This window comes from Bacillus sp. LH1, from assembly GCF_057924895.1.
In genome coordinates this window covers 2,653,834-2,670,588 of the sequence record NZ_CM175007.1, presented here as the reverse complement: position 1 = coordinate 2,670,588, position 16,755 = coordinate 2,653,834, and the positions used below count along the sequence as shown (strand labels likewise).

General features: G+C 33.0%; 17 protein-coding genes. 12 read left to right on the top strand and 5 right to left on the bottom strand.

Translation table 11 applies throughout. The features are described from left to right. The first annotated feature begins 14 nt into the window (after window positions 1–14). The 6 genes from ypeB to ACX9TM_RS13775 all read left to right on the top strand — a co-directional run bounded on the left by ypeB (window position 15) and on the right by ACX9TM_RS13775 (window position 4,691). Complete coding sequence (gene ypeB, locus ACX9TM_RS13800; protein ID WP_000943732.1) at window positions 15–1,355, top strand: germination protein YpeB; 1,341 nt, start codon at window positions 15–17, stop codon at window positions 1,353–1,355. Window positions 1,356–1,381: 26 nt separating this feature from the next. After that, window positions 1,382–1,978, top strand: coding sequence for a YhcN/YlaJ family sporulation lipoprotein (locus ACX9TM_RS13795; RefSeq protein ID WP_000854053.1), 597 nt, complete (start codon window positions 1,382–1,384; stop codon window positions 1,976–1,978). A 106-nt stretch (window positions 1,979–2,084) separates the two neighbouring features. After that, entirely contained in the window at window positions 2,085–2,441 is a 357-nt protein-coding gene (locus tag ACX9TM_RS13790) for a hypothetical protein (RefSeq protein ID WP_065382480.1), read from the top strand. Window positions 2,442–2,452: 11 nt separating this feature from the next. Then, on the top strand, window positions 2,453–2,965 hold the full coding sequence (locus ACX9TM_RS13785; protein WP_002025890.1) for a GNAT family N-acetyltransferase: 513 nt from the start codon (window positions 2,453–2,455) through the stop codon (window positions 2,963–2,965). Window positions 2,966–3,069: 104 nt separating this feature from the next. Beyond that, complete coding sequence (locus ACX9TM_RS13780) at window positions 3,070–4,125, top strand: aromatic acid exporter family protein (RefSeq protein ID WP_065382481.1); 1,056 nt, start codon at window positions 3,070–3,072, stop codon at window positions 4,123–4,125. 29 nt (window positions 4,126–4,154) lie between these two features. After that, window positions 4,155–4,691, top strand: coding sequence for a DUF1697 domain-containing protein (locus ACX9TM_RS13775; protein ID WP_000145144.1), 537 nt, complete (start codon window positions 4,155–4,157; stop codon window positions 4,689–4,691). 44 nt (window positions 4,692–4,735) lie between these two features. Here ACX9TM_RS13775 and ACX9TM_RS13770 read toward each other — a convergent pair whose 3' ends face one another. Further along, entirely contained in the window at window positions 4,736–5,140 is a 405-nt protein-coding gene (locus ACX9TM_RS13770) for a hypothetical protein (protein WP_001093141.1), read from the bottom strand. A 208-nt stretch (window positions 5,141–5,348) separates the two neighbouring features. Here ACX9TM_RS13770 and ACX9TM_RS13765 point away from each other — a divergent pair, with 208 nt between their 5' ends. Continuing rightward, complete coding sequence (locus ACX9TM_RS13765; protein ID WP_000025622.1) at window positions 5,349–6,518, top strand: ParM/StbA family protein; 1,170 nt, start codon at window positions 5,349–5,351, stop codon at window positions 6,516–6,518. An 11-nt stretch (window positions 6,519–6,529) separates the two neighbouring features. Continuing rightward, entirely contained in the window at window positions 6,530–6,865 is a 336-nt protein-coding gene (locus tag ACX9TM_RS13760) for a hypothetical protein (protein WP_001257760.1), read from the top strand. Between the two features lie 111 nt (window positions 6,866–6,976). On the opposite strand, the gene mleBCA is transcribed toward ACX9TM_RS13760, so the two are convergent. Together mleBCA and pdxR are read right to left on the bottom strand one after the other, a co-directional pair. Continuing rightward, window positions 6,977–7,831, bottom strand: a complete 855-nt coding sequence (gene mleBCA, locus ACX9TM_RS13755) for a BCA family alpha/beta fold macrolide esterase (RefSeq protein ID WP_065212646.1) — start codon at window positions 7,829–7,831, stop codon at window positions 6,977–6,979. Window positions 7,832–8,256: 425 nt separating this feature from the next. Further along, a complete protein-coding gene (gene pdxR, locus ACX9TM_RS13750; protein WP_072770049.1) occupies window positions 8,257–9,690 on the bottom strand; it encodes a MocR-like pyridoxine biosynthesis transcription factor PdxR in 1,434 nt (477 codons plus the stop codon). 148 nt (window positions 9,691–9,838) lie between these two features. Here pdxR and ACX9TM_RS13745 point away from each other — a divergent pair, with 148 nt between their 5' ends. Further along, complete coding sequence (locus ACX9TM_RS13745) at window positions 9,839–10,756, top strand: DMT family transporter (protein WP_000234340.1); 918 nt, start codon at window positions 9,839–9,841, stop codon at window positions 10,754–10,756. Between the two features lie 85 nt (window positions 10,757–10,841). On the opposite strand, the gene secY is transcribed toward ACX9TM_RS13745, so the two are convergent. Continuing rightward, window positions 10,842–12,146: a preprotein translocase subunit SecY gene (gene secY / locus ACX9TM_RS13740; protein WP_000490135.1), complete on the bottom strand. Its 1,305-nt coding sequence runs from the start codon at window positions 12,144–12,146 to the stop codon at window positions 10,842–10,844. A 354-nt stretch (window positions 12,147–12,500) separates the two neighbouring features. Further along, window positions 12,501–12,968, bottom strand: a complete 468-nt coding sequence (locus ACX9TM_RS13735) for a VOC family protein (RefSeq protein ID WP_000589640.1) — start codon at window positions 12,966–12,968, stop codon at window positions 12,501–12,503. A gap of 251 nt (window positions 12,969–13,219) precedes the next feature. Between ACX9TM_RS13735 and ACX9TM_RS13730 the strand changes: the two genes are divergently transcribed. From ACX9TM_RS13730 to ACX9TM_RS13720, 3 genes are all read left to right on the top strand, one after another. Further along, the gene (locus ACX9TM_RS13730) at window positions 13,220–13,696 is read left to right on the top strand and encodes an AraC family transcriptional regulator (RefSeq protein ID WP_000869612.1); all 477 of its coding nucleotides are present in this window, start codon (window positions 13,220–13,222) and stop codon (window positions 13,694–13,696) included. Window positions 13,697–13,825: 129 nt separating this feature from the next. After that, window positions 13,826–14,341, top strand: a complete 516-nt coding sequence (locus ACX9TM_RS13725) for a DinB family protein (RefSeq protein ID WP_000379366.1) — start codon at window positions 13,826–13,828, stop codon at window positions 14,339–14,341. A 412-nt stretch (window positions 14,342–14,753) separates the two neighbouring features. Continuing rightward, window positions 14,754–16,706, top strand: coding sequence for a bifunctional metallophosphatase/5'-nucleotidase (locus tag ACX9TM_RS13720; RefSeq protein WP_001171090.1), 1,953 nt, complete (start codon window positions 14,754–14,756; stop codon window positions 16,704–16,706). The last annotated feature ends 49 nt before the right edge of the window (window positions 16,707–16,755 follow it).

Sequence of the window (16,755 nt, the reverse complement as noted above, 5' to 3'; positions counted from 1 at the left end):
GCGGAGGTGGGACAATGTTACGAGGTATTATCATTGTATTATTAACAGTCGGTGTAGTAGGAACAGGCTATTGGGGCTATAAAGAGCACCAAGAGAAAAATGCGGTTTTAATTCGAGCGGAAAATAGCTATCAACGTGCATTCCATGATTTAGCATACGAAGTCGATTTATTACACGATAAAATTGGCACAACACTTGCGATGAATTCACGATCATCTTTATCACCTGCATTAGCGGATGTATGGCGTTTAACATCTGAAGCTCGCTCAGATGTAGGACAACTACCTTTAACATTAATGCCATTTAATAAAACGGAAGAATTTTTAGCGAATATCGGTGATTTCAGTTACCGTGCAGCCATTCGTGATTTAGAAAAAGAGCCGTTAAATGAGCAAGAATATAAAACGCTACAAACTTTATATTCAAATGCAGGAAATATACAAGATGAACTAAGAAAAGTACAACATCTTGTTTTGAAAAATAATTTACGCTGGATGGATGTAGAAATGGCACTTGCATCAAATCGCGATCCAGCAGATAACACAATTATTGATGGATTGAAAACTGTAGAGAAAAACGTAACATCATATTCTTCTACAAACTTCGGACCGACCTTTACAAGTGCGCAAAAAAATAAAAAAGGTGGATTTGAAGCGGAAGGAAAGGCAATTTCTAGAGATGAAGCGGCGAAAATTGCCAAATCGTTTTTGAATTTAAAAGGAAATGAAAAAGTAGATGTTGAGAAAAGCGGAAAAGGTGCGAAAGAATCCTTCTATAGTGTGAAAATTAAAGATGAAGCAACGAACAATGAGTTCTATATGGATATTACCGGAAAAGGCGGATATCCAATTTGGGTTATGAATAACCGCGAAATTAAAGAACAGAAAGTTAGTTTAAACGATGCAGGTAGTAAAGGTTTGAAATTTTTAAAGGACCATAAGTTTAATAATATGGAGCTTTATGATAGCTCTCAATATGATAATGTTGGTGTATTTACGTATGTAGTAAATGAAAATGGAGTACGAATTTATCCAGAAGCAATCCAAATGAAAATTGCTTTAGATGATGGTTCTATCGTTGGGTTCTCCGCAAAAGAATATTTAGCGTCACATCAAAAGCGAACAGTTCCATCGGCAAAGCTAACTGCAGCAGAAGCAAGAAAGAAAATCAATCCGGATGTAAAAGTCATGGAAGAACGTAAAGCTTTAGTAGTCAATGATTTGCATAATGAAGTGCTTTGCTATGAATTTGTAGGCACTTTAGGAAAAGATACGTACCAAATATTCATTAATGCTAATAGCGGGGCCGAGGAAAAGGTAAAGAAAATGCAAGCTGTTGAAAAAATTTATGATTAAACCTTAATAGTGAAGTGGTGAAAATAATGAAAACTCTAATATATATATTGATGCTTTGCTTCGTTATAACTGGATGCAGTATTGGAAAAAAAGACAATCCAAACGAAAAGCCGGAACAAAAAAATGTTTCAATGAAAAATGTTAATTATACGAATAAATCAAATAAGCCAAATGAAAAAGCAGCAGATCATTTAGCATCTTTAGCAGCAAGTGTGCCAGGTGTGAATGATGCAACAGCGGTCGTTGTTGGAAAATATGCTATTGTAGGTATTGATGTAAAAGCAAAACTTGATCGAACTCGAGTTGAATCAATTAAATACTCTGTTGCAGAAAGTTTAAAAAATGACCCTGACGGTGCTAATGCAGTCGTTGTAGCAGATGTTGATACGTATGAACGCCTCAAACAAATCGGAAAGCAAATTAAAAAAGGAAAAACAGGTGAAGGTATACTAGATGAATTAGCCGCTATTGTGGGCCGAGTAATGCCACAAGTTCCAAATGATATGATAGAAAATAGAGAAACGAATCCAATTAAAGATAATGATAAACAATTACCAAAAGATGAAGAACAAGAGTTAAGAAAAGAACAGGATGATCAATCAAATAATCATTTGAATAAATGAAATTAGCCTCGTACTTAATTGTACGAGGTTTTTAAATATAATATTAAATATTCAGTTTATTTTTAAGGGAATATATGGTTTAATTATCATGGGAGGGACAACTGTTATGATGAAAAAAAGCGCATGTATATTGTTTAGTTTATGCTTAGGTTTCAGTATGACAGCGTGTGAACAGAGAAAAGAAGTGAAAAACCAAACAGCAACTTCTTCTACTGTGATGGAAAGGGAACAGAAAGAGTCTATCAATATAAATCATTTCTCGAGTATAAATGAAGGAATGACTTATACAGAAGTGAAAGATTTAATTGGTTTTGAAGGAGATTTACTTATAGAAGAAGGGGTAGAGCATTCTACACAAATTAAACAAATTTTTGCTTGGAAAGGGAACGATCCAAATTCATTTGTTGAAATTACCTTTTTAGATGGAAGAGTGCATTCAAAAGCACAGCAAGGTATAAGTTAATAAGCTGAAAAATGGGAGAGTTTAGCATGAACATACACACAGGGGAAATTCAATTAGCTCCGTATAAGGAGAAATATAAAGAAGTTATACAAACATTTACTTTACCAAGTGAACAAGTTCAGTTTACATCAGATCCAAGCGCATTACTGGAGAAAGCAAAAAGTGATTATACAAAAAATGTGATTGTTATTTTAGATCACAATGGGGTACCGGTGGGTCTTTTCGCATTGGAAACGGGAGATAGAGTAAAGGAGTTCACAGATAATGAGGATGCTTTACTTTTAACGTCATTTTCTATTAATCACAATAGACAAAGAAAAGGATTCGCTAAAAAGTCATTGTTATTATTAGAAGAGTTTGTAAAACGTTATTTTCCAATAAAAAATGAAGTTGTACTTGCTGTGAATGAAAGAAATATTCCTGCACAAAATTTATATGCAAAAGTTGGTTTCCAAGATAAAGGTTTTAGAAGAATGGGACCAATTGGCCAACAAATAATAATGCATTTACCTATAATGAAATAATGAGATAGAAAACTTACTCTTGAATATTCAAGTAGTAGGTTTTTTTATTTTAACAATATATAATATATGTATATAAAATGAAACAGGAATGAAGGATATAAAAAATGAATCAAGATAGAAAATGGAATATCGTTGGAGGAAGAGTGATTAAAACTGGGATTGCAGTTTTTCTTACAGTGTTAGTTTGTGATTTTTTTAACATCCCAACTATTTTTGCTGTAATAACAGCAATTGTTACAATTGAACCAACTGCAACAGACTCAATAAAAAAAGGACTTATTCGCTTTCCGGCCTCAACAATTGGATCGGCATATGCCATGACTTTCACATTTTTCCTAGGCCACCAAGCAATTTCTTATGCATTAGCTGCAATGTTTACGATCGTTACATGTCAAAAACTAAGGTTACATGCGGGAACTTTAGTTGCAACTTTAACTGCCGTAGCAATGATTCCAATTACGGCAAATCATTATTTTACTGCATTTTTAATTCGTTTAGCTACTACATCTACTGGTATTATAGTATCTACTTTAGTGAATTTTTTCATTTTTCCACCCCACTACACGAAAATGATTTTTGGATGTACAGAGGATCTATTTGCTAAAACAGCAAATATTATGGAAGAATGGATTACTGCATTAGTTGCAGGAAAAGGTGTGAAAAAGGAGACTGCTCAGGATTTATCTAAATTGACTTTATTATTGCATAAGGCGATACAATTTGTTCAATATGAGCAGAAAGATTGGAAATATCATCAACATACAAAGAAGGAAATGAGAAGCTTTTTAACGATGCAGAAGCAACTTCATATATTACAGCAAATCATTTACCATATAGATAATTTAGCTCGGGTATCAATTGAGACTTGTGACTGGTCACAAAGTGAAAGAGAAATATTACAACGAACAATTCATTCTATAATTGCTATATTGAGAAACCGTTGTAATGAAATTGATGAGGAACATTTCAAACTTATTGCTGAATTAGACAAGCAATTTTGGAGTTATAAAAATGATTTAAAAGATTATAAACCAAATCATTATCATCACCATTTTTCAAGTGAATCTATTATTTTATTTGAGGCATTATCTATTCATGATATGTTAGAAGAATTAAAACAAATATCCGAGAAATATGAGTGGGAAAACCGATTCAATTGATAAGTTCATTTTACTGTGGGGGGGATAATATGACATTTTATATTGCATTACTAAGAGGAATCAATGTCGGTGGCCATAAAGTAATCAAAATGGCTGATTTAAAACGAGTGTTTGAATCAATAGGGTTAAAACAAGTGAAAACATATATACAAAGTGGTAATATTGTGTTCGAATCTGAGGAAGGTATAAACTTTCTAAAGGACCAAATACAATCTGAAATAAAAAAAGAATTTGATTTCGATGTTCCAGTCATGCTAAGAACACATGATGAATTTATAAATATTATTAAACAATGTCCATATGAAGTTCATTCATTGTTAGAAGGAGAAAGTGTTCATATTGCTTTTTTAGCTAATGTACTTTCTGAAGAAGAGAGTAGTCAATTGCTTACATTTAAAAGTGAACTTGAAGATTGCTATATAGATGAGAAGGTCGTTTATTTATTTTTCAAAAATAGCATTCGAAATTCTAAATTAATGAACCAGTTTCAGAAGTTACATACACCAGCTACAGTTAGGAATTGGCGGACTGTGAATAAATTAAAAGCAATTGTAGAGATTATGTAAATATAAAAAGATGAGGTTTTCTACATGTAGAAAACCTCATCTTTTTACTTATATTGTTTTGCAACTATGAGTTCGACAATAGGATAAATAAAGAATGAAGAGCAAATTGCGATGAACAGGGGGAGGTTTTTTACTCCATCTAAATTAGCCCCCATAGAAAATCCTTCGGAGAAGATTAATAAAAGGAACATTACAACTACAAGCACAAAATACGCAATTTTAAAGCTTTTATATGTAATTTGTTGTCCCATCTCATCTTGACTTTCTTCTGACACACCGTGGGGATCTCCCCAAGTAATGTGATTAATTAAATTACTAAGTATTAACGAAATAGCAAAAATCGTACCACCTAAAATAGAACCTTCAGTTATGTATTTATATGTGCCATGTACTAGTATTGCAATTAATGCTAAAACAATGATTATAAAAATAGTTTTTTTAGTATTCAATAAATAATTGCCCCCTCGATTGTAAAAAACTCTTTACAAATATAAGTATAAAATTGGAAAAGTGTCATGTCAAATACTTTTTACACACAATATGTAAGTATGCAATATTTTGTTTTTATGATAAATAAAAAATTACAATACATTTGAATGTAAAAGAATGGGCTCGCATATATTTGGAAGGGATGTCAGATTAATTTAGGGGGTAGTTATGTCTATACTTTTAAAAGCTGGTGCAGATGCAGGAAACAACGGTTTGAAGTTAATGGTGAAAGGGCAAGACCCTATTTTTATTCCGAGTATTTATTCTTTATATATAGGTGAGCCTACAGGACTCTTAGATGAGGTAGATGTTTCATTATCTGAATTAGAAAACCACATTGATGTGACTATAAGTTCGCCATCGTTAATGCTAAATAATGTACGATACATCGTTGGAGAAAAAGTTATTCAAGATCAATTAAAAGGTACTGAGGTAGAGAAGAAATCGAATAAGTCAACGGATGAGTTAATGGTTATTACAATACTATCAGGTTTGGCGGTAAGCGCTATGCGTCAAAGTCCAACTTCTAGCCATATTAATATTCGTTATGATTTATCTGTCGCTCTTCCTATGCAGCTTATTACACAAGAAATAGCTGCTGAAAATGCAAAACGTTATATGGGAAATCATAAGGTTATTTTCCATTATCCGAACGGACGCGATGTGACAATTAATGTTTCAATTGAGTATTGTAAATGCCTGCCTGAGGGCGCTTCTGGTACGTGGGGCATTGTATACGATGAAGAAGGAAATGTTGTGAAACATAAAATAGAATGTGAGCAAAATCAAGTTTCTGAAATTGATTTTGTAGATAAAACTCTACTCTCTTTTGATATTGGTGCAGGGACGACAGAAGAAGTCGTTTCATTAGGGGTGAATTTCCGTCCGCAACTAAGTAAAGGTTTATCTTATGGTGTAAAAGAGACGTTACTACAAATCATTACGAGATGGAACCGGAAGTATCCAACTAAAACGATTGATAGTATTACAGAATTCAATCAAATTTATTTAAATGATAAGCATCCGAGAAATACCTTATTAGTTGAGGAATCACAGCCAGCGCTATTAGGTTTAGCAGCACGTGTTGCAACAGATATTATAAATAAAATTGATGATATGAAAGACGATCCATACGTGTTTATTTATGGCGGGGGTGCAGTAATTATTAAAAACAGTTTAAAAATGATTTTAAAGCAAAAAGGACGACTCAAAAATGTAATCTTTGTAGATAATCCGTTATTTACAAATGCACGAGGATTATTAGTTTATACTTGTTCGCCAAAATATAGAGAGCATAAGCAAAAAGAGTTAGGATTTACAAACTTAACGATAAGTTAGTTGGTGGAAGTATGCGATCTAGGCGATATAAACGTGGTGATCGAGTAAAAATCAATATTCATAAATCGGTATCACCTGAAATGCTTGCGTGGCTGAATAAACAATCAAATCCAACTAATTTCTTCTTTTTTGCTGCGCAGCAACTATTTAAACAAGTTGGAGATATTGACGTTTCAAAAGCTTTACCAAGCAGCCATGTTTTCTCATTATATGTGGAGCCTTCATCCTTATTAAAAGTCGAAGTAAACCCTTTTAAAAACATGACACTAGACACAAATACATCCACCGAAAATGCAAAAAAAAAATTATGGGAATCTGTTGATCAATTAGATTGTCCATTTTTTTAAACATAGAAAAATATAAAAAGTCCCCATCACTATACATACGAATACAGTGATGGGTTTTTGTTTGTAACTAGAAGGGGACACAATTTGTGCCCCCTTCCATTAGTTATTTATCTAAATTTTAGATGTATGTTTAGAAACAGCGTTAATTATGCTTTCCCAGTCATCTGGATGGTTTTCATGGCCTGCCCCTTTAAGGGTTAATAGTACTGAGTTTGGAATTTCATCAATTAGTGCGAGGCCATGTTCAAATGGTAGTGCTGTATCGTCTGTTCCGTGAATAACTAATGTAGGTGCTTGTATGGATTGAAGTACACCTTCATATGCATCATCACCTTGAAGTAAAGCGTGATTAAACATACTTAGTAAATTGTTTGCGCGTTCTATTTCTTGTTTTACTTGTTTATAAACTCTATTTTCATCAAATATTCGTTCTGATCCACATAATAGACGAGATCCTGAAACTAAATACTCTGCCACATCATTTTTATTTGTCCAATCTATACTTGCGCTCTTTACATGATGTGTTAAAATCCTTTCATCCATTGGGGGTAAATCGCGAGTATTATTATCAGATCCTATTACACTAGTCGCTAGTAAAGTTAGCGCCAAAATTCTTTCGGGATGTTTTACAGCGGCAATTTGAGCAATCATACCACCTAATGACATACCAAAAAGATGGGCTTTATCAATATGATAAGCGTCTAATACCCCGATTGCATCTTCAGCCATATCTGTTACTGAATAATTTGAAGTGCCAGGTTCATATGTAACAGAGCGTCCAACATCGCGATTATCAAAGCGAATAACAAATTTTCCTGTGTTCGCCAACTGTTCACAAAATTCTTCATCCCAATATATCATTGAACAAGTAGCTCCCATAATTAATAAAATAGCGGGATCATTAGAGTTACCGAAGCTTTCTGTACATATATCAATACCGTTTATTTTAAATATCTTTTCACTCATAACGTTAGCCCCATTTCTTTTGAATTTAATTAATAATACAGTTTTGAATCATTCTAAGATGTGTGTAAGATTCTTTTTGAAATTCATCCCGCTATTTGCCGGGCAGTAAGAGCCCGATTGGTGAGGAATGATTAAAGTTTCACTTTATAATGCTTTTTGCATAATTACCCCCAAAAATAAGTATATGGTAATTCAAGGCAAAAAATTTTGAGAAATAATTGTATGTTATTAAAATAAACAGCAAGGAGGAGAGGAAATGAAAGCAATCGTTATTGATCGATATGGCAGTGTTGAAGAATTAAAAGAAAGACAAGTTTTAAAACCGGTTGTTAAGAATAACGAAAAAGCTCAACAATAGATAATATCCCATACTATACATTTTCATTTGCGGGCATTATTTATTGTTGGCTAATGTGATATTGCTTCTAACAAATACTTTTTCGTATTGTATCATGTAATTTCTCTAATCCAATTTCCATATCTTTCTCGTTTAACATTGAATAGCTAATTCTTAATTGGTTATCATTTGTTTCGTAGTTTAATAGACAAGCTGTTCCTGGTAAAAAAGAGACATCTACTTCATTTGCTTTTTGTAATAAGGTAAAGGGATCTATCGAATCAGGTAGTGTCACCCATAAATTAAAACCTCCATTTGGTATTTCAAAGTGTAGTTCTTTTAATGGCGATAATATATCAATTGTTAAATCACGTCTCATTTGTAAAGCTGTACGTAATTTTTCTAAATGGTTTTTCATACGTTTTGCACGTAAAAACGGTAGAAGTGCCTTTTGTGTTAATAAAGGACTACCGATATCCATTGAACCTTTTACTGCATATAGCCATTCAAAAATAGGACCATCGGCAATAAGCGCCGCGATACGCAGTCCTGGTGCTAACGTTTTACTAAATCCTTTTATATATATTACGTGGCCATCCTTATCAAAACTTTTGATTGGGGGCGGGATTATAGCATCTTCAAAATATATTTCTCCGAAAGAATCATCTTCAATGATAAAAAATTGATATAGCCCCGCTAGTTCTATAAGTTCCATTCTTCGTTCTTTACTCATTACTATACCTGTCGGGTTTTGGAAGGTCGGATTCGTATACAATAAAACGGGATTTTTACTTTGACAAATATCATCAATTAAGTCGGAGCGAACTCCATGATTATCAAGAGAAACAGGAATGATTTGAACACCTTTATTGATGAAAACATCAAGCGCGGCACTGTAACACGGACTTTCTACTAATACAGTATCTCCAGGTTTTAATAATGTTTGAGCAATTAAATCAATTCCTTGTTGTGCTCCGCTTGTAATTAATAATTGAGATGGGTCCGTCACTAATTTCTGGTGTTCATTTAAGTAATTTGCTATTTCAACTCGCAATTCATAATCGCCTTGAACTGGCCCATAAGTTGCTAACAACATCGGATTTTTATCCAGCAATTTATGCATTTCGTCTGCCAAAAATGGATTTGGTAACAGACGGGGATACAGAATTGCTTGTGAAAAATCATAATATTTACGGTGTTTATTCATTGCATATTGAGAACGCATAACATTAATAGATCTTGATTGTTGCCATTTATACGGTATCGGTTTGAAATCTTTCTTTACACGTTTATATATGTAAGCACCTTTTCCTTGTTCGATGCGTATATACCCTTTCGTTTCTAACTGTTTATAAGCTTTACGAACAGTTAATACATTGATTTGTAAATCTGTGGCCATACAACGTAAAGAAGGAAGGGATTCACCATGTGAAAGCATACCACTTTGTACTCTTTCAACAATTTGCATATATATTTGCTTGTAATACGGTATGTTTGATTCTTTACGCAATACAATCTTCATAGGTTCACCTATTTTTCTTTTTAATTTAATTAAAGCGAAAAATATATAGGGAATCAACTACAACTTGAAGTAACTGTTATATGTACCGATACACTGTTATACACCATAGCCTCTATACTCATTTTAAGAGTAAAAAGGAGGAAGTAAAATGGTCATTTTTAATTACATTTTAGTATGTATTATTTTCGGGACAACATTTTTAACGATTAAAATTGGAATTGAAGCAGGAGCGCCACCGTTGTTTTCAGCAGGAATTCGTTTCTTTTTAGCGGGTATAATCCTTATGATTCTTTTTAAATTAAAGCGAAAAGAAATTATGCCACATATATTTTCAAAACGTATTATGTATGCTGGATTTTGTTTAACATTTATGACATTCGCAAGTTTATATTGGTCAGAACAATATATTTCTTCGGGATTAGCTGCTGTTCTTTCTGCTACGGGACCAATGATGATTTTATTAATACAAGCAAAGAGGAATAGGGAGAAATTACAAAAGGAACAACTCGTTGCTTTAGTTATTGCACTAATAGGTGTTATATTTGTTTCTTTACCAGGAATGCATCAACAAGTAAGTTTCATATGGAGTATTGCTTGTATTGTTTTAGTTATAGGGGAGCTATTTTACGGAATAGGCTCTATTCGTTCGAAAGAAATACTGTCAGATTTATCAAATGTATCACCATTTCTTATTAACGGTATTCAAATGTTTTATGGAGGGATTTTACTACTCATCGCATCTATTATTGTAGAACAACCAAATGTAACCGTATTAACTTCATGGAGTGTGCAATGGCCTATTTTATATCTCATATTTATCGGATCGATTGGTGGACACGGATTATATTACTGGCTCTTATCAAAAACAAATCCAGTATTTCCATCGACGTGGTTATATGTATCACCATTAATTGCAATAATTGTGGGATATATCATTTTAGGAGAGCCTTTAAATCCTACAATGGGAATGGGGGCTTGTCTTATATTGATTGGTGTATTTTTGGCCAATCGTTCAACACTACGGACTTATTTCAAAAAAGGGCGGTTATTAGAGAAGGAGATGTAGTTTAATAAAGCAACAGCCCTGTATATTACAGGACTGATAAAATCAAAAACACAGTTGGAAAAATAACCAACTGTGTTTTTGATAATTAATTCACTTTTTTAATAAAGCCTTTATAATGACGTTTTACAAGCTGGCTTTCTAACGTCTTCATAGTTTCTAGTGCTACACCGACAATGATAAGTAAGCTTGTACCACCAATTTGAGCAGAAGGTGGTAACGTAGCAATTTTCGTGAATACGAGCGGTAATATAGAAATTGCACCTAAGAAAATTGCACCGATAAATGTTAAACGGTATAAAATTTTAGTTACATATTGTTCAGTTGCTTTACCAGGACGAATACCAGGAACATATCCATTTTGCTTTTTCAAATTCTCAGCCATTTGTTCAGGATTTACTTGAATAAATGCGTAGAAGTATGTGAAAGCAACGATAAGACCGACATAAAGTGTCATTCCAATTGGATGTGCGAAATCAAGATTTGCAACTAACCATTTTGATACGCTTGAATCAGGGAAGAGCTGCGCAATTGTACGCGGCGTCATTAAAAATGCAGAAGCAAAGATAACTGGTATAACACCAGCACTATTTACTTTAAGCGGTAAATGAGTGTTTTTTGCTCCTTGATATTGATTGTTTCCTGAAACAGCTTTTGCATATTGGATCGGTATTTTACGTACAGCTTGTTGAATGTAAATAACACCAACAACTATCGCTAAAATTACGAGTCCAATTAAAACAATTTTTATTATGTGCATAAATAGCTGATCGCCAGCATTTTGGAATTGTTGTAAATAAATTTGATTTGCAACATTTGGAATCGCGGCAACGAGACCTGCGAAGATAATCATCGAAATACCATTACCAACTCCGTTAGCGGTAATTTGTTCGCCTAACCAAAGTAAAAATGCAGTACCTGCAGTTAAAACTGTCGCAATAAATAAGTATGTAGTCCAGCTTTGATCTGTTATTAATTGTCCACCTGCTATATTATTAAAGCCATAAGACATTCCGATGGCCTGTATGAATGCGAGAATGATTGTAAAGTATCGAGTGAATTGAGCTGATTTCTTACGGCCCATTTCTCCTTGCTTTGCCCATTCCGAAAATTTAGGTATAACATCCATTTGTAGTAACTGTACTATGATGGAAGCTGTAATATATGGTGTAATACCTACAGCAAAGATTGAGAAGTGTTGCAATGCTCCTCCACCAAATACGTTTAACATACCTAGAACGTTAGCTTGATCTTGTACTTTTAATACCTCTGCGTTAGTATGAGGAACTGGAATAAACGTGCCAATTCGAAAAACGATTAACATCGCTAGTGTAAAAAGGATTTTCCTTCTTATCTCAGCTACTCTCATGAAATTTGAAATCGTACGAAACATTATGTCGCCTCCTATATTTTTATCAGTAAAAAACTGATTATTATACCCTATGAAGTAACCACAAACCTCCTTCCGCACTAAATTCATTTGACAAATGGATTTTCATACACTTTGTAGTTTTCACGGATATAAAAATATAAGGTGTTATATAAGCGACCTATACACTTTACGTAATCATTCAATACCCATAATATATCGAATAAATTAACAAATGTACATACATACGCATTAAAAATGAATAAATAGGGTCATTTTTTACATTTATTTAATGATAAATTGATAGGACATTATTATTCAAGATTGTTATACATGTTATAAAAATAAAAGCGAGCCATTATGATTTATAACTAATATTCATTCAAATGTGTCAGCTAATAGCGTCTCCCAATCTTTAAAGGATAATTTATCAGTTATATGTTTTAGTGCGTTAGGTACAACAATATGACAAATAAGTTCTAAGCTATTACCATCTGGATCAATAAAATAAACAGATGCATTACCTTGATGTGGACGGACAAAGGGTTCAATAGATTCATTACTCCCAAACGGAACAGCTTTAATTTGAAGTGAGTGTAACCAATGTAATGATTCTTTTAAATCCTCATAGGAAACTCTAAATGCAATATGACGTAAAGAAGGATGATATTTTGTTTCGTATTCAGAGCCCGCCCATAATCCTAGCCAACTTTTCCCTTCCTCAATCCAAAAGAATGCTGTTGATTCATCGCTCCAGGCTAACTTCAACCCTAGTTTTTCATAAAATTCGATAGATTGTTGTAAATTACTCACTGGTAAATGCGCTTCGTATATTCCTTTAATCAATTAAAATCCTCCACCTTTTTATTTTCTTACAATTAATATATCGATTTAAAAAGAATGTAAAATCAAATAAAAGTATGAAAGTACATACTACTTTAGTAGTAATAGTAATCAATTATATTTCAATTCAAATTCATCTCCCGCTGATTAAAGTTTCACTTTATATGATTAGAGAATTCTTTTTATTTAAGAAGGAATAAATGTTAAAGAAAGCTAATTAAACTGTGTACATATTTATAGGGGAGAAGATATAAATGAAAGTTGTTATAAAAAAATTACCACCATTAGAAGTAGCGTATATAAGACGAACTGGTAGCTACTTTGAACCGCAAGATCACTGGGGAAAGTTACTGAATTGGTCAATTGAAAATAAACTGTATCCACCAGAGCAATCATTTATCGGAATATCATTGGATAATCCTGAACTTGTTGCAAGTCATAAGTGCCGGCATGATGCATGTGTTACGATTCCTGAAAACTTCGATAAAGAAAAGTATCATGATGTGCAATTTAAAAAATTAGATGGAGGTACATATGGTCTATACCAGTTCTATGATGAACCTCATAAATTAAGTGAAGCGTATCAATACATGTATGTAGAGTGGCTACCAAATAGTGAGTATGATGCAGATTATGATAGAGATAATTTAGAGTTTTGCTTAAATAATGTTGCTGAAGATCTAGACGGAAAGTTAAAGGTTGATTTATTTGTGCCAATTAAAAAGATATAAAAAAACAAATAAGTTCATTTGTGGCTTTAAAATAAAATTGGAATAGTAGTGAAAGAAAAACTTTTTTTGAAGATAATATCTCTAGCGTAGAAATTTAAGTATGTAGGTTGCAATGAAAGGAGAATCCACATGGATACATTTGTAAATGACAAGTTTTATGAAACGAGAGATCAATTATTTGAGGAAATTACTTTGTTGAGTGATGCTCAATTTAATAGGAAACCAGATAAGGATAAATGGAGTATTGCACAAGTTTGTCATCATTTAGTTTTATTAGATGAGAGAGTGATAACAGTTATTTCCTCAGGGTTAAAAAAGTTAGATAGTACCCAAAATGAGCGTAAAGAAATTCACACTATTTTATTAGATAGAACGAAAAAGTTTATAGCTCCAGAAATGATTGAACCAAGTATAGAACCATTTGAAGTGGAGCAAATGCTCAATATGCTAAACGAATCAAGAAAAGAATTGATGCGTTTCCTGAGTACAATAGAAGATGAGTCTATATTAGCGAAAAAATCAGTGATGCATCCAGCTCTTGGAGAATTATCCCTTGATCAGTGGATAGAATTGATCTATTTACATGAACAGCGTCATATTTCACAAATAAAAGAGATAAAATTGCTTTGTGAAATTGAAAAGTAAAAATTATTCCCTATTTATTGATACGTATTATAAACAGGGGAAACGGTTGATTCATATTGATTCAGAAGAAAACAAAAATAGAATGAAATTAGTTGAAAGTGACCAATAAGCTTAAGAAAATATGAAACTATCCGATTTTCTGTATAAGTGTAACCCCGTCTTAAATGAAGAGCGGGGTTATTTTTTTGAAAGTACACTTCACACGCTTAAGGAAGGAGTATTCTGTCAGAAAACGATAAAATACAATTCTGTTAGGGGATGTATGCAATTTATTCTCTTTATTCTCTTTATTTTTGCAACAGAACCACCTTCAAAATTATCTTTTGTAGTTGAAGTTTCCTGAATAATAAGTTACATTTTTAAAGTTCAAGCAACTTTATGAAAGTACAAAAAGGGGAGAAATATTATTATTATGCAAAAAATGAAATGGAAGAACTATGTATGTTACTTTGTAATTTTATTACTGCTTGGAACGGCAGTAATAGTCAAACCATCTATCTCTAAGGCTGAGGAATCTGAAGTTAATATTACATTGTTAGGTACTGCAGATATTCATGGTAGATTTATGCCTTGGGATTATGCGCTTGATGGAGCAAATATGAGTGGAAGTTTGACGCAGCTTTATACGGTTATAAAGAAGGTCCGTCAAGAAAATCCAAATACCATATTAGTAGATGCCGGGGATACAATTCAAGGAAACTCAGTAGAATTATTCAACGATAAGCCACAATCGCCAATGATGGTAGCGATGAATACAATGGGATATGATGCCTGGGCATTTGGAAATCATGAATTCAACTTTGGATTAGATACATTGAAAAAAGTTAGTGAGCAATATAAGGGAAAAACGTTAGCAGGAAATATTTATAAGGAAAATGGAGAGCGCTTTCTTCCTGCATATACAATTGTAGAAAAAGGTGGAATTAAAGTTGGGATTATTGGTATGAATACACCAATGATTAGTGATTTTGAAAAAGGGACAGATCACTTAAATGGTTTAGTGGTGAAAAATCCAGTAGAAGAGACGAAAAAGGCAATTAAGGAATTAGAAGGTAAAGTAGATGTAATGGTAGGAGTTATGCATATGGGATTAGAAAATGAGAATGGTATCCCTGGTACTGGTGTTCAAGATATTGCAAATGCTTGTCCGGAACTAAGCGCTATTTTTGCGGCTCACATGCATAAACTTGTAAAAAAAGAAGTTGTAAATGGCGTAATTATTACAGAACCAGATAAATATGGAACACATATTTCACGTATTGACCTTACTTTTACAAAGCAAGATGGGAAGTTGGCTTTAAAAAATAAAACTGCTACCGCTATACCTGTAAAAAATGCTGATGGGACAACGATATTATCCGATCCTACACTTGAAGAAACATTAACACCTTTTCACGAATATGCGAGAGGAGATGCAAATGTTGTAGTCGCTCAATTAAAGGGTAGAAATCTTGTTCCTGAAAATGAAATAAAGGGTATTCCAAGTGTTCAGATTCAAGAAACACCTTTATCAGATTTCTTTCATGAAGTTATGCTCTACTACAGTAAAGCAGATGTAGTAGCCCATCAAATTGATAATGATTATGCCCGTTTAGATACAGGCCCTATTAAGAAAAAAGATATTGCGTACAATTACCAATATGCCTTGGGAGAAATTACAGTATATAAGATTTCTGGAAAAGATTTAAAAGACTATATGGAATGGGCAGCAGGATATTTTAACTCATCTCGTGCCGGAGATGTAACCGTTAGCTTTGATAAAACCCGCCGTGCATCTAAATACAGTACGAACGATTTCTTTGGAGGCGTAAAATACGAAATTGACTTAACAAAACCATATGGAAGCAGAATTACAAATTTACGCTCTATTCGTACAAACAAACCAATCAAAATGAGCGATGTTATGACGTTGGGAATGAATGCATATAGAATGGAGGCTCTTCAGGCAAAAGGTGGAGCTTTAGAGGGGCGTAAGTTTGAACAAATTTGGTCATCTAAACAAGAGAATGCATTTGGAGAAACAGGCGGAACCATTCGTAACCTTGCTATTACATATTTAAAAGAGGTAAAGAACGGTGTATACACACCAAAAGTTATGCATAATTGGAAAATTACTGGTGTAGATTTACATTCTTCAGAGCATAAGGCGGTAGTTGATCTTGTGAATAAAGGGATTTTAGAAATTCCAAAAACAGAAGACGGAAAATACACAAATATAGCATCTATAAATACGAAAGACTCAATTTCAAAAGAAGAGATTATATTACTCTCACAAAAAGCAAATATTAATCCAAATCAGTTTAATCATGTAAAGACAAAAGGTGAATTTTACAAAAAACTTAGTAGGATTACTAAAAGAATATAAATTATAAAATTTCTTATAGTAATTGTTATTTTAATAACATTAAACCCAC

What these genes read in the sequence shown, in the direction of transcription:
- ACX9TM_RS13785 (WP_002025890.1), top strand. Translation starts at nt 2,453, where the DNA reads ATGGGAGAGTTTAGCATGAACATACACACAGGGGAAATTCAATTAGCT.
- pdxR (WP_072770049.1), bottom strand. Translation starts at nt 9,690, where the DNA reads ATGAAGATTGTATTGCGTAAAGAATCAAACATACCGTATTACAAGCAA.
- ypeB (WP_000943732.1), top strand. Translation starts at nt 15, where the DNA reads ATGTTACGAGGTATTATCATTGTATTATTAACAGTCGGTGTAGTAGGA.
- secY (WP_000490135.1), bottom strand. Translation starts at nt 12,146, where the DNA reads ATGTTTCGTACGATTTCAAATTTCATGAGAGTAGCTGAGATAAGAAGG.
- ACX9TM_RS13765 (WP_000025622.1), top strand. Translation starts at nt 5,349, where the DNA reads ATGTCTATACTTTTAAAAGCTGGTGCAGATGCAGGAAACAACGGTTTG.
- ACX9TM_RS13745 (WP_000234340.1), top strand. Translation starts at nt 9,839, where the DNA reads ATGGTCATTTTTAATTACATTTTAGTATGTATTATTTTCGGGACAACA.
- ACX9TM_RS13790 (WP_065382480.1), top strand. Translation starts at nt 2,085, where the DNA reads ATGATGAAAAAAAGCGCATGTATATTGTTTAGTTTATGCTTAGGTTTC.
- ACX9TM_RS13730 (WP_000869612.1), top strand. Translation starts at nt 13,220, where the DNA reads ATGAAAGTTGTTATAAAAAAATTACCACCATTAGAAGTAGCGTATATA.
- ACX9TM_RS13720 (WP_001171090.1), top strand. Translation starts at nt 14,754, where the DNA reads ATGCAAAAAATGAAATGGAAGAACTATGTATGTTACTTTGTAATTTTA.
- ACX9TM_RS13795 (WP_000854053.1), top strand. Translation starts at nt 1,382, where the DNA reads ATGAAAACTCTAATATATATATTGATGCTTTGCTTCGTTATAACTGGA.
- ACX9TM_RS13725 (WP_000379366.1), top strand. Translation starts at nt 13,826, where the DNA reads ATGGATACATTTGTAAATGACAAGTTTTATGAAACGAGAGATCAATTA.
- ACX9TM_RS13760 (WP_001257760.1), top strand. Translation starts at nt 6,530, where the DNA reads ATGCGATCTAGGCGATATAAACGTGGTGATCGAGTAAAAATCAATATT.
- ACX9TM_RS13780 (WP_065382481.1), top strand. Translation starts at nt 3,070, where the DNA reads ATGAATCAAGATAGAAAATGGAATATCGTTGGAGGAAGAGTGATTAAA.
- mleBCA (WP_065212646.1), bottom strand. Translation starts at nt 7,831, where the DNA reads ATGAGTGAAAAGATATTTAAAATAAACGGTATTGATATATGTACAGAA.
- ACX9TM_RS13775 (WP_000145144.1), top strand. Translation starts at nt 4,155, where the DNA reads ATGACATTTTATATTGCATTACTAAGAGGAATCAATGTCGGTGGCCAT.